Source organism: Acidobacteriota bacterium (assembly GCA_003225175.1).
Lineage (GTDB): Bacteria > Acidobacteriota > Terriglobia > Terriglobales > Acidobacteriaceae > Gp1-AA112.
The window spans coordinates 25,974-38,342 of record QIBA01000050.1 but is presented as its reverse complement, the minus strand read 5'-3'; the positions used below and the strand labels follow the sequence as shown (position 1 = coordinate 38,342).

Here is a 12,369-nt window from a genome sequence, read left to right as displayed (position 1 = left end):
GTAGTTCATATCTCCGGATAAATATCGAAGAATGCCTCCACGCTGTTTCGTAGTTGAGCCTCGATCTCCTCTTTGCTCCCTTCGAGCACATGCATGGTGACGCGCGCTGTATGTCCATTTTTTAATTGCACGGGAGCGTCGCCTACGGATTTGATTTCGTCAGATGGCAGTAATCGCATGCCATACACGAGTGTGAGATTCGCCATATAAGTAGTGTAACGAAGGTAATGAGGCTGCATTGCTGCGCCTCTGGCTTGTCTGTTCTACAATCCGCTTCGTGCGAGTTCTCCACTTCATTCTTCTGTGCTCGTCCGCGGTCTCCGCGCAAAGCTCTCAGGACAAGCCAGCGAAGCAGGAGCAGGGCCCTCCTCTAAAAGTAAACATCCTCAATGTATGCACCCCCGGAACCGAGGAACAGCAGGAGATGAAATCCGCGCTGGCTCGATTGCCAAAGGCTCCTGCGTTTGTAAGCGACTACGAAATCTCGCGTGGTGTTTCGACCGTCGAGGAAGGCAAAACCGCAAAGTACGTTCGGCTGCGCCGCGAGTTCAAGAACGACTCCCCACTGCAAACCATTCAATATTCCCTGAGCTCCGACGCGGAGAACACGATTGAGACACTAGTCTTTCGCGGGCGGAATGTGAAAGATCTCCTGGCGCTCTCGATCGAAGATAAACTGTCCACGTCGGTCAGCAAGCCTTCAACCGTGATTCAGACTGACACGCCGGCATCTCGGCTGCGCGTGGAGCGAGCGGGAAAAACAACCCTGGGTCTCGCCCGCTGTGAGGGTGTAGATCAATCCCTGTACGAACCCATTTTCGCGCAAGCATCTGCAACACTGGCTGATTACCGCCGATTCCTGAGGCTGCGGACGATGCTGGCCGGCGATATTGCCTGGTTCAATTCGAGCTCAACGTCCGGACCATCCACACACACGGACCGCTCAGCTAGGACCAAGAAATCTGAAGAGCCTCCGACGTCACCGGCTGGACCACACTAGCCACGGTGTGGCGGGTACAATGTGTTTTCCTGAATCGCGCGCCTGAGTCTTCCTGCGGGAGTACTGAATCCAATCTCTACGGACTATGGAAAATTCTGTACGCAATGTGGTGATTCTCGGCTCGGGATGCTCCGGATTAACCGCTGCTATCTACGCTGCTCGCGCAAACCTGAAGCCCTTGGTGATCGAGGGGCATGAGCCAGGAGGACAGCTCAGCATTACTACGCTGGTCGAAAACTTCCCGGGATTCCCGGAGGGTATTCAGGGTCCTGAGTTGATTGAGAACATGAAGAAGCAGGCGGCCCGTTTTGGCGCTGAATACATGATCGGGCATTTGGTCAGCGCGGATTTCACCAAGCGTCCTTTCGTGCTGAACTTCGGTAACAAAAAGCTGCTGACGCGCACGTTGATTGTGGCCAGCGGAGCCTCGGCCCGTTGGCTGGGTATTCCCAACGAGCAAGCACTGATCGGACACGGGGTTTCATCGTGCGCCACCTGTGATGGGTTCTTCTTTGGCGGCAAGGACATCACCGTCATCGGTGGCGGTGATTCGGCGATGGAGGAGGCGCTTTTCCTTACGCGTTTTGCGAATAAAGTAAGCATCATCCATCGTCGCGATAGTTTTCGTGCCTCGAAGATCATGCTTCAGCGCGCACGCCAGCATCCCAAAATTGAATTTCTTACCGATACTGTTGTCCACGACGTTTACGATGTGCAGAAAAAGGAAGTCACAGGTCTACGGCTCCGCAATTTAAAGACCGGGGCGGAATGGGACTTCCCCACCAGTGCCATGTTCCTGGGCATTGGCCATGAGCCAAACACCAAATGGGCCAAAGGACAGCTCGATAGCGATCTGGATGGTTATTTGGTCACCAAGAACTACGTGTTCACAAAAGTGCCCGGAGTCTTCGCCTCTGGCGACGTACAGGACCGGCGGTACCGGCAGGCGATCTCCGCCGCCGGAACCGGGTGCATGGCGGCCATGGAAGCTGAGAGATTTCTGGAGGAAGAGGGGCTGTAAGCGCCAATTCTCTCCTGTAACTATGGATTTCTCTTGTTGCAAGCGGCCGGTCATAGTGATAGCCTTCTGAGCCTCAGTTCCCCCAACTGACGTTTTCGGATTGCATTAAATCCGTTCCATTGGGCTCTCCGTACCAAAGCAAGCTAGATTCCTATTCCTGGCCGAGGTCGAGCCATGAAGTTCAAGCCTTCTTTTTGCTCGATTGCTGTGCTCGCAATCGCGGGATTGTTTTCTTCCTGCGGTGGCGGAAACAACAATAACTCGCAAAGCGGCAATGCCATTCCTGCAACCAAGCTGAATGGAAGCTTCGTCTTCTCTGCCAACGGAACCGATCCGGCCGATGGCAGTTACTTTGTCGCTGGTAGCTTTACCGCGGACGGCAAGGGCGGACTAACGGGGATCGAAGACTTGAATCTTGGATCGGGCGTTGACAGTAACGTCTCGTTTACGGGTACGTACCAGGTTGATTCCGCGGGAAGTGTCTCGGTCACAATCTCTGACGGCACAGGCGTGCCTACCTTTTTCACTTTTCCCATTCCCAGCGGATCTGTGGCCGCCAAACTCAGCTATGACGGCACTGGCAGCGGGACAGTTCAAGCGCAGAACACTAGCGGCTTCACCAATCTCGGCACATTTGCATTCACACTCAACGGCCAAGGGGAAGGCACAGTTACCGGATCGGGAAGCTTCACGACGAATGCGGCCGGAAGCTTCACTGCTGGAGCCGAGAACCTGTCTGATGGGGCCTTCGCGCGCAATAATTCGGCCCTGAATGGAACGCTCAGCCCGATGTTTAGCGGCGGCCGAGGAACGGCGGTGATCGGCGCCGACGTGTTCAGCTACTACGCAATTTCTCAAACGCAAATTGTTCTTGCTGGACTAGAGGACACCACGCTCATTTATGGGACCGCGACAAAGCAGTAAGCCGCGGTTGCGGCGGTACTTTGTTGGGAGGCGAGTATGAAGGGCCAAAGTCTAGTGTTAAAGATTGCGATGCTCTGCCTGGTGCTGGGCACGATCTTCGGAACCACTCCTGTCTTCGCGGCTGATCATCGCGAGGCTCCCATTGTGGACGGGATCCCGGAAGGTGATATCACCGACGTTTACCTCTTCACCGACCCTAACGATGCAACTCGAGTCGTAATGGTCATGAACGTCAATCCGTTCAGTGTCCCAGCTGAACTCCCGAGCTATTCACTGTCTCCCGATTTGCTCTACCAGTTCAAAATCGACAACACCGGCGATGCCCGGGAGGACGTCGTAATTCAAATCGTCGCCGATATTTCTGGGCAGGGACAGACTATCCGCGTGCTTGGCCCAGCCGCGCCTTCCCTTACCGGAGCCCGCAACATCCTGCTCAATTCATCTCCCTCGGCTCAAGGAACGTTCGGAACCATATTTGGGAGCGCCGGTGGAGTACAGGCATTCGTCGGCATGCGCGACGATCCATTCGTCTTTGATGTTGGGCAGTTCTTCCGCATTTTGAACAACACACAAGATGTGTTTCGACAGATCGGCACCAGTTTCCGAGGGCGTGCAGTGCGCTCCGACGGAACCAGTGGAGTCGATGGCTTTGGCGGCTTTGATGTGACTTCTATCGTAGTGTCGCTGCCGAAGTCCATGATTCGAGGCAGCACTTCCAAGGTAAACGTGTGGGCCACGGTGAGCGAGAGAGTTCCCGATCGGCGCAGTCAAGGCCGGGTTTATACGCAATTTGAGCGCATGGGCCAACAAGGCTTCGCTACCGTATTCATCCCGAAAGGCGCGCCCCGTGACGCGGAGAATGCCGAAATCCCAGAACATGATGTGGCAAACTATTCGGGGCTGATCCCGGACGCGCTGACCACGGCTGACACCGACGGCACGGGGAACACAATCCAAGGCAGGGCAAATCTGCTGACCGCGCTCGGACTCACAACGCTGCCGAACGGCGCTCCGCTTCTCCTGCCGGGGACGTTTGCGAACACGAATAAGAATTTACTGCGCGTAGCTCTTTTGCCGGATGTTTTGCGTTTCGATTTGGATCTGCCTGCCAGCAATCCTGCAATTGGGCAATTCGGACTGCAGAATGGCCGGCGGTTGAACGATCCCGCGATCGACATTGCACTGCAACTCTTGCGTCAGCTTGCGGATGTCCATTTCCCATCGGGTGTGACCGGTGGAGGCCCGTTAGGCAGTCGCGCCGCCCTGGAGTGCTCGGCCTTCCCGAGTTGTCAGGATCGTCGCGTATTAGTCGTAGTGCAGGGAACGACTTTCAATAAGCCGGATGCACAGCTGACCGACTTCACGGTGGTCGGAAACGATCGGCCATTTCTAGCCACGTTTCCGTTTCTGGCGCTGCCGCATCCGCTTCCCGGCGAAACCGGCACAATAGGATTCCCGGTGCAGCAGTGATCCCAAGTAAAGACGCAGCATCCTGCGTCTTTACCATTGTTCTGCTGGCACTCGTCTGCGGCGCTCAAACGCCACCCCAAGCGGTCGCATCGCACGCCACCGACGAGCGCATTCGCTTCTTCCAGGCACAACTCTCGCGGGATCCCGACTATTACGTGAATTACAACCGTTTGGCCGGCGCTTATTCATTGAAGGGGCGCGAAACCGGAGACATCAGCTACTACGACCTCGCTGAAAGAGTGATTCAGAAATCGCTCGAGTTGGAATCCCAGCACGAGGAAGCCGCGGCCGCGTACGGGCAATTGGGCGCAATTCAATTCGCAGAACATCGTTTTCCAGAAGCGGCTTCGAATGCCGAACATGCGTTGAAACTCTCTCACGATCCAGCGGCCCTGGCGCTCGCCGGTGACGCGCAGCTCGAAATGGGGAACTACGCAAAAGCTGAGGCATGGTTTGTACAGCTTGTCCCTCGAAACGATGGACGTCCCCATACTGGTCAGGAGTACTTGAGAGCTACGCGTGAGGCTTCGCTGGCGTGGATGCGCGGTGATATTGAAAACTCGATGTTGCTGATGAAGCAGGCATGCGCTCTCTCCCAGCAAGCGCACTTACCCGCCGAGAACGTGGCATGGACACATTTTATGCTTGGCGAGCAATTGTTTCAGTCCGGAAATTTGGCAGAGGCTGAAAAGGAAATGAATTATGCGCTCCGAGTCTTCCCCTTCTATCATCGCGCTCTGGCAGGTATGGGACAGATTCGCGCCGCTCAACTTCGTTTCTCCGAGGCTGCTGATTTCTACCAGCGCGCAATCGCCGTTATTCCGCTGCCGATTTATGCGAGTGCTCTCGGGGATGTCTATAAGCGTCAAAAGAAAGACACGGAGGCAGAGAAGGAGTACGCACTCGTGGAATACATCGGGCAGTTGGGGGCACTAAATAAGCAGGTCTACAACCGCGAGTTGGCGTTGTTCTTTGCCGATCATGATCGTCACCTGAGTGAGGCCTTGGCGCTGGCCCGAAAAGAACTCGAGGCGCGGCACGACGTTTACACATGGGACACGCTGGCGTGGGCGCTGTTGAAAAACAATCGCCCTCAGGATGCTCAAGAAGCCATCCAGAAGGCGCTCGCTGCCGGCACGCGAGATCCAATCCTGTTCTTCCACGCCGCGGCAATTGAGCGCAAGCTAGGAAACCCGCACGCTTCAGAGTTCGCGCAGAAGGCTCTCAAAATCAATCCTGAATTTCATGTGCTGTATGCCAATGAAGCCCGCGCCTGGACAGGCGTTCCGACATCCAATCTTGTTGGCACACTGAGCCACAACTGAGCGCGCAGTAATGCCATACCGGCGAGGTGGTTTGCCGGAATGCTGCCCTTCTGGAACTACGATCATCAGCATGTTTGAACTCTATGCCGAGGAGGGTCGGAGAGTTTTGTTGTTTGCTCGTCAACACGCAAGCAACGCTGGCGCGACTCGTATCGAGTCACAACATCTTCTTCTCGGGATCCTGCAGGAAACTCCCTCAGTCATTTACCGTCACTTCCCACAAGAGCTGGACCCAATTAAGAACGAGCTACTTGGCGGACAGCTTAGGGGTGCGAAGGCCTCGGATGTGGGTCTGCCACTCAGTAATGAGTCCAAGCGGATTCTGCCCTATGCGGCCGATTCTCGCGCAGTCGTAAACAACATCATCCGCTTAGGAACGGCTACGCTGATCGTGAAGTAATACGGCAAGTCGTCGCAACCTTCTGGAGAGCGAGATCACATGGATGATGAGACGGTAAAATCATTCATCCGATGAACTCCATCCTTGTAGTCGACGACGAGACCGACATTCGCAAGTCGCTGCGCGGTGCCCTTGAGGACGAAGGGTTCAAGGTCGGTACGGCTGACAGCGGCGAGGCTTGTCTTGAGGCGCTAAACACGCGATCTTATGATGTCATCCTGCTGGATATCTGGCTGCCTGGCATCGATGGGCTGGAGACGCTGGAGAAGATTAAAGAACACCAGGATCCTCCGGAGGTGATTATCATCTCCGGGCACGGCACGATCGAGACTGCCGTTCGGGCTACTAAGCTGGGAGCATTCGACTTTCTGGAGAAGCCGCTGTCGCTTGAGCGGTTGCTCATCCTTATTAAGAACGCTATGGAGGCGCGGAGGCTGCGCGGGGAAAACCGCGAATTCCGCAGGCAGCTCGAGGCGAAGAGCATCATCGTCGGCGAGAGCGTCCCGACTAAGGCGTTGCGGCAACAAATCAGTCTCATGGCTCCTACTAATGGACGCGTGCTGATCTACGGCGAGTCCGGAACGGGAAAGGAGCTGGTGGCGCGGGCGATTCACAACCAGAGCCTGCGTCGCGACAACGTATTCACCGAGGTCAATTGCGCTGCGATTCCGGAGGACTTCATTGAGCCCGAATTATTCGGATATCGGAACTCTGCGGTATCGGGCGACTCAGCCGAGAAGATCGGGACGTTTGAACGCGCCGATGGAGGCACGCTGTTCCTGGACGAAGTCGGGGACATGAGTCTGAAGACTCAATCCAAGGTGCTGCGCACACTGGACGAGCAGCGATTCACGCCGGTCGGGGCTGCTGAGCCGGTCACGGTCGATGTGCGGGTAATCGCCTCCACAAACAAGAATCTCGAAGAAGAGATCGCGAGCGGCAACTTTCGCGAAGATCTCTTCTATCGGCTGAACGTGATTCCCTTTTATGTTCCTCCATTGCGGGAACGGATTGAGGACGTTCCTCTTTTGGTCAAGCACTTCCTCAAAGAATTCTCTGCGCGCTACAGTCGCCGGACCAGGGAAATTGCAGATGACGCCACTGACATTCTTATGAAGTATTCCTGGCCCGGTAATGTGCGCGAACTGCGTAATATGATCGAGCGCATTGTGATCATGAATCCTGGGGCAACAAAGCTGGAGCGGAAGCACCTGCCGCCCCTCGTCTATCGTGACGGTTCGCGCCGCAGCGCCACTCCAGAATTCTCTTCGCTGCAGCAGGCGCGCTCCGCCTATGAGCGCGACTACATTCTGAAGAAGCTCGACGAAAGTAAAGGAAACATCAGCCGCGCAGCAGAGATTCTCGGTTTGGAACGCAGTCATCTTTATCGCAAGATGAAGGCCCTGGGAATTTCCGTGAAGGAATGAATTCTCCAATAGGGCATGATCGCGATGCGAAGGCGCTACTCATTCTTCCACCGATATGCTCCCTCCTGCTGCAGCCCAATATGCGCCAGCACCCGGCAAGCGAACTGCCGAGCCATCTCCTCCAGCGATGCAGGGAGATTATAAAAAGTCGGAATCAGCGGGTACACGGTGGCTCCGCCGTCGGCAGCACGATACATATTCCTGATATGGATCTTGTTCAGCGGCGTCTCGCGCACGCACAGTACCAGTGGACGCCTTTCTTTCAGACAAACGTCGGCGGCACGCTCAATGAGGTTTCCCGCCAAACCATTCGCTACCTGCGCCAGAGTTCCCATACTACAGGGCAAAACGATCATCGCGTCTGTGGGGTACGAACCGCTTGCAACGTTCGCGCCGATGTCGTTGTTTCCTTGCTCTTGAATTTTCTTGCTCTTCATGCCTAACAGCTGGGCTACGAGATCGCTACGTCCACGGATCTTCAGCTCCTCGGCAAACACCCGCAGCGCATTGTCTGACGCGATGAAATTGACGGTGGTAATTCGCGGATCGCCTTCGACTACGCGCAGCAGCTCCCGCGCAAAAATCGCTCCGCTTGCTCCAGTCGCTGCGACGGTGAGGTTTTGAACGGTTTCCGGCATCACGTTGGGCTAAGCGCTCCCGGATCTCTCAGCTTCCCCGCCCTGACGCTGGGAAAAGACGCGCTTGAAAATTGCATCCACGTTGCCGAGCTGGCGCTTCAAATCAAATGCCCGTTCCATCTGCTGCTCGGAGAGTTTGCTGCGAATTTCGGCATCGCTGCGCACCGCGTCGCGAAAGTTGTTGCCGTTCTTCCAGGCCTCCATCGCATGCTTCTGCACCAGGCGATATGCGTCTTCGCGCGACATGCCGGACTCTGCGAGATCGAGGAGGAGCTGTCCGCTGAAAATCAGGCCGCCGCTGCTCTCGAGGTTCTTCAACATGCGATCCGGATAAACCAGGAGTGTGTCGATCAGGCGAGTGGTTTTGTGCAGCAGGTAATCCATGAGAATTGTCGAATCGGGAAGAACAATTCGCTCAACCGACGAATGCGAGATGTCGCGCTCGTGCCACAGTGGGACATTCTCCAGTGCTGCCTGCGCATTCGAGCGCACTACGCGTGCCAGTCCGCTGATCTGTTCGCATGTGATCGGATTGCGCTTGTGCGGCATGGCTGAAGAGCCCTTTTGTTTTTCGCTGAAGTATTCTTCTGCCTCACGCACTTCCGTACGCTGCAAGTGGCGGATCTCGACGGCGATCTTGTCCAAAGTGCTGGCAATTACCGCCAGAGTCGCAATGAAAAAGGCGTGCCGATCGCGCTGAATGACCTGGCTGGAGATCGCGGCTACTTTTAATCCAAGCCGCCCGCAGATTTTTTCTTCCAGTTCGGGAGTTAAGTGCGCAAGCGTCCCTACTGCACCGGAAATCTTTCCCACGCGCATATCTTCAGCTGCGTGCTCAAAGCGTTCGATGTTGCGCTCGATCTCCGAATACCAGTTCGCTAACTTCAATCCAAATGTTGTCGGCTCAGCATGAACGCCGTGCGTTCTTCCAATGATGGGCGTGTTCTGGAATTCAAGTGCGCGCCGCTTGAGGACGGTCTTGAGTGCCTCGAGATCGTTACGGATGATCAGCGAAGCCTCGTGAATCTGGAGGGCCTGTGCCGTGTCGACGACGTCGTTGGAAGTGAGGCCGAAGTGCAGCCAGCGCGACTCTAGTCCGACTTTTTCCGCTACCGCCGTTGTAAATGCAACGACATCGTGCTTGACCTCGGATTCGATGGCCTGGATACGCTCCAGATCGAAGTCGCCGCGTTCGCGAATAGCTTTCGCTGCCGACAGGGGGACCATACCGGCTTCAGCGAGAGTTTCTGTCGCCGCAACCTCCACTTTTAACCATCCTCGAAAGCGGTTCTGTTCGCTCCAAATACGCCCCATTTCGGACCGCGTGTATCTCGCAATCAAGCTTGGAAGTCTCCAACCGCGCCGCTGGCGCGACTTTCTGTCTGTAAGAGCGACAAAGAAGAATAGCCCAGAACCTCAGGTTCGCGCGAACTAGCCCGAAGCACGCTTCGCGGTGCGCTAAACTGGATATTCAGGCGGCGTTAACCGTTCCCGGACTGATGACTCTGGTCGCGGAATCTGACGTCACCCTCGGGCCCATGTCGACGACTCACTCTGCTGCTCGCGCTTCCAGTTTGGCCGATTTCACCACCGACCTTCGGGTAATTCCTCTCTCCATTATCTGCATTGGTATCGGCGTAGTTGGCGCATTTCTGGCTCTGATTCTGCTGAAGCTTATTTATCTTTTCACTAACCTGTTCTTCTTTCATCGCTGGAGCTTCGAATTTAATTCTCCGGCTCAGAACACACTGGGGATTTTCGTGATTCTAGTTCCCATTGTGGGCGGTTTGATCGTTGGCATCATGGCGCGCTTCGGTTCGGAACGCATTCGCGGACACGGAATTCCCGAAGCTATCGAAGCGATTCTGTTGCGCGGAGCAAAAGTGGAACCGCGGGTCGCAGTTTTTAAACCGGTTTCTGCTGCGATCGCTATCGGCTCCGGCGGACCGTTCGGGGCCGAAGGACCAATCATCATGACGGGCGGAGCCGTCGGATCGCTGATTGCGCAGCTCTTCCATATGAGCAGCGCGGAACGCAAAACACTGCTGGTTGCTGGAGCCGCGGCAGGAATGTCGGCAACTTTCGCGGCTCCGATTTCTGCTGTTCTGCTGGCCGTTGAGTTACTGCTGTTTGAATGGGAGCCGCGCAGCCTGATTCCCGTAGCCATGGCAAGCGCCACTGCAGCGGCGGCGAGACACTACTTGCTGGGCCTTGGTCCCTTGTTTCCCATTCCGGAACACCACATTGCCGTGGACGCTGTCGGATTAGCCTCATGCATGCTCGTGGGGCTGCTGGCGGGGCTGCCGGCTGCCGCCCTGAGCTCAGCTATTTACGTGGTGGAGGACGGCTTCGCGCACCTGCCCATCCATTGGATGTGGTGGCCGGCAATTGGCGCCGCGGTGGTAGGAATCGGCGGCTATTTCTTTCCCCAAGCTCTCGGCGTCGATACGACGTCATTGCCTCGCTGCTTGACCATGACCTGACCCTGAAAGCTCTGATTGGCATTTTCCTGGTCAAGGCATTATCTGGTCAGTTTCGCTCCGATCCGGAACTTCTGGCGGCGTTCTCGCTCCGCTCCTGATGATGGGTGGCGCGCTCGGAGGTCTCGAAGCTCGTTTCCTCCCTCACTACGGAACTGGTTTATGGCCTCTGGTCAGCATGGCAGCAGTCCTTGCAGGCGCTCTGGGCGCACCTCTTACAGCAGTGGTCTTCGGCTTCGAGCTCACACATGATCCGGGCGTATTGCTGCCGCTCCTGATTTCTGCGTTAGTGTCGTACGGTCTGGTTGTGCTGACCTTGCCCAGGTCGATCCTCACAGAAAAACTGAGCCGCCGTGGCTATCACCTCTCGCGCGAATACATTGTCGATCCCATGGAGAGCCTCGCGGTCGAAGAAGTGATGCGGACGCAGATCGCCAGACTCATTCCCGGCGCGACCCTCGATCAGCTTCACCAGGCTTTGCAGGTGAATGACAGCCTTGGGGTACAACGACTATTTCCGGTCGAGGACCATAATGGGAAGATGATCGGCGTAATCCCTCGCTGGGATCTCGAGCAGTTCGTTACCGGAAGAAAGGGACCTCGCTCGCAGCGCTGATCATCGAAACTCCCGTCACTGCCTATAGCGACGAGCGCCTGACGACCGCTGTTCAGCGAATGGCTAGCAGTGGGTTCACGAAGCTGCCTGTCGTCAAACGCGAGCATCCTAACGAGGTTGTCTGCATAATCTCCATTTCCGACTTGTTGAAGGCACGAAGTGCAGCACAGGAGACGGAAGAACGTCGCGAACGAGTTCTGCAGTTGAGCGTGCCCCTGCTGTTTCGCGGTCAGGAAGACGAAGATTCGAAGGGGAGTGCGTCTTAGGAAACGCGGCTCTGTAGCGAGGTGGTCTTCTTCAAGTAACGTCGCCCGCGAATCTCATGATCGCCACCGAGTACCATGCGAATGGCTTCGCTATAGGCTACATGCTCCTGTTCCAGGATCCGCTCCGCAAGACTGTGCTCGTCATCGTCGGGCAGCACAGGAACTGAACGTTGCGTGATGATCACGCCATGGTCGAGATTCTCATCAACGAAGTGCACCGTGCATCCGCTGACCTGGACGCCGTATTCAAGTGCCTGGCGCTGCGCCTCGAGTCCGGGGAACGCGGGTAAGAGCGAGGGATGGATGTTCAATACCCGATTGGGAAATGCTTCGAGAAACACCGGCGAGATTAGGCGCATGTATCCCGTGAGGCAGACAAGATCGACTTTGTGCTCGCGCAGACAAGCGACGACCGCGGCATCGTGCTCTGCGCGGGGGAGTCCTTTACTCTGGATTACATGTGCATTGAGCTCGCGCTGCTCGGCAGCTTGCAGGCCCGGAGCATAGGGCATGTTGGAGATCACGACTGCGATCTCAGCGCCGGGGATTTTTCCTGCCGCAATGTTGTCGGCGATGGCGATGAAGTTGGAGCCGCGTCCGGAAAGGAGAATGCCGAGACGTTTCATACTTTTGTTTTTCTTTTGTCATTCCGAACCGCCGCGTTTTGGCGGGAGGAATCCCTACGGGCTGCTACCCTGTTTGCTCGGTCCACTCTTATTAATAGTTATGCTCACAACAAAAAATAGGACGTTTGGCTTGTACCTTACCGTTTAGCAGTTCATAGGGATTCCTCCCGCCACAA

The 12,369-nt window shown here is 55.9% G+C and carries 11 protein-coding genes and 1 pseudogene; 8 read left to right on the top strand and 4 right to left on the bottom strand.

Annotated features, from left to right (window positions below):
* Positions 1-5: 5 nt before the first annotated feature.
* The gene (locus DMG62_13755; protein ID PYY22408.1) at positions 6-206 is read right to left on the bottom strand and encodes an allantoinase; all 201 of its coding nucleotides are present in this window, start codon (positions 204-206) and stop codon (positions 6-8) included.
* Between the two features lie 32 nt (positions 207-238).
* Between DMG62_13755 and DMG62_13750 the strand changes: the two genes are divergently transcribed.
* From DMG62_13750 to DMG62_13720, 7 genes are all read left to right on the top strand, one after another.
* Positions 239-1,000 (top strand): hypothetical protein, encoded by a 762-nt coding sequence (locus DMG62_13750; protein PYY22340.1) that lies wholly within the window; start codon positions 239-241, stop codon positions 998-1,000.
* Between the two features lie 85 nt (positions 1,001-1,085).
* Positions 1,086-2,021, top strand: coding sequence for a thioredoxin-disulfide reductase (trxB, locus tag DMG62_13745; protein PYY22339.1), 936 nt, complete (start codon positions 1,086-1,088; stop codon positions 2,019-2,021).
* 174 nt (positions 2,022-2,195) lie between these two features.
* Positions 2,196-2,945, top strand: a complete 750-nt coding sequence (locus tag DMG62_13740; protein PYY22338.1) for a hypothetical protein — start codon at positions 2,196-2,198, stop codon at positions 2,943-2,945.
* A gap of 36 nt (positions 2,946-2,981) precedes the next feature.
* Positions 2,982-4,415, top strand: coding sequence for a hypothetical protein (locus DMG62_13735; GenBank protein ID PYY22337.1), 1,434 nt, complete (start codon positions 2,982-2,984; stop codon positions 4,413-4,415).
* Positions 4,412-5,740: a hypothetical protein gene (locus tag DMG62_13730; protein ID PYY22336.1), complete on the top strand. Its 1,329-nt coding sequence runs from the start codon at positions 4,412-4,414 to the stop codon at positions 5,738-5,740. The genes DMG62_13735 and DMG62_13730 overlap by 4 nt, the downstream gene beginning before the upstream one ends.
* A gap of 70 nt (positions 5,741-5,810) precedes the next feature.
* On the top strand, positions 5,811-6,140 hold the full coding sequence (locus tag DMG62_13725) for a hypothetical protein (protein ID PYY22335.1): 330 nt from the start codon (positions 5,811-5,813) through the stop codon (positions 6,138-6,140).
* 71 nt (positions 6,141-6,211) lie between these two features.
* On the top strand, positions 6,212-7,567 hold the full coding sequence (locus DMG62_13720) for a Fis family transcriptional regulator (GenBank protein PYY22334.1): 1,356 nt from the start codon (positions 6,212-6,214) through the stop codon (positions 7,565-7,567).
* Positions 7,568-7,602: 35 nt separating this feature from the next.
* Here the strand turns inward: DMG62_13720 and DMG62_13715 are convergent, their stop codons facing one another.
* Entirely contained in the window at positions 7,603-8,205 is a 603-nt protein-coding gene (locus DMG62_13715; GenBank protein PYY22333.1) for a 3-octaprenyl-4-hydroxybenzoate carboxy-lyase, read from the bottom strand.
* Positions 8,206-8,214: 9 nt separating this feature from the next.
* Positions 8,215-9,546 carry an adenylosuccinate lyase gene (locus tag DMG62_13710; GenBank protein ID PYY22332.1) on the bottom strand — a complete coding sequence of 444 codons (1,332 nt, stop codon included), beginning with the start codon at positions 9,544-9,546 and terminating at the stop codon, positions 8,215-8,217.
* 197 nt (positions 9,547-9,743) lie between these two features.
* Between DMG62_13710 and DMG62_13705 the strand changes: the two are divergent.
* Positions 9,744-11,567: pseudogene (locus DMG62_13705) on the top strand (chloride channel protein).
* On the opposite strand, the gene DMG62_13700 reads toward DMG62_13705, so the two are convergent.
* Positions 11,564-12,193 carry a phosphoribosylglycinamide formyltransferase gene (locus DMG62_13700; GenBank protein PYY22331.1) on the bottom strand — a complete coding sequence of 210 codons (630 nt, stop codon included), beginning with the start codon at positions 12,191-12,193 and terminating at the stop codon, positions 11,564-11,566. The pseudogene DMG62_13705 and the gene DMG62_13700 overlap by 4 nt on opposite strands.
* Positions 12,194-12,369 lie beyond the last annotated feature (176 nt).

Coding starts and splice junctions, on each gene's coding strand:
- DMG62_13755 (PYY22408.1), bottom strand. CDS start 206: ATGGCGAATCTCACACTCGTGTATGGCATGCGATTACTGCCATCTGAC.
- trxB (PYY22339.1), top strand. CDS start 1,086: ATGGAAAATTCTGTACGCAATGTGGTGATTCTCGGCTCGGGATGCTCC.
- DMG62_13740 (PYY22338.1), top strand. CDS start 2,196: ATGAAGTTCAAGCCTTCTTTTTGCTCGATTGCTGTGCTCGCAATCGCG.
- DMG62_13735 (PYY22337.1), top strand. CDS start 2,982: ATGAAGGGCCAAAGTCTAGTGTTAAAGATTGCGATGCTCTGCCTGGTG.
- DMG62_13725 (PYY22335.1), top strand. CDS start 5,811: ATGTTTGAACTCTATGCCGAGGAGGGTCGGAGAGTTTTGTTGTTTGCT.
- DMG62_13720 (PYY22334.1), top strand. CDS start 6,212: ATGAACTCCATCCTTGTAGTCGACGACGAGACCGACATTCGCAAGTCG.
- DMG62_13715 (PYY22333.1), bottom strand. CDS start 8,205: ATGCCGGAAACCGTTCAAAACCTCACCGTCGCAGCGACTGGAGCAAGC.
- DMG62_13700 (PYY22331.1), bottom strand. CDS start 12,193: ATGAAACGTCTCGGCATTCTCCTTTCCGGACGCGGCTCCAACTTCATC.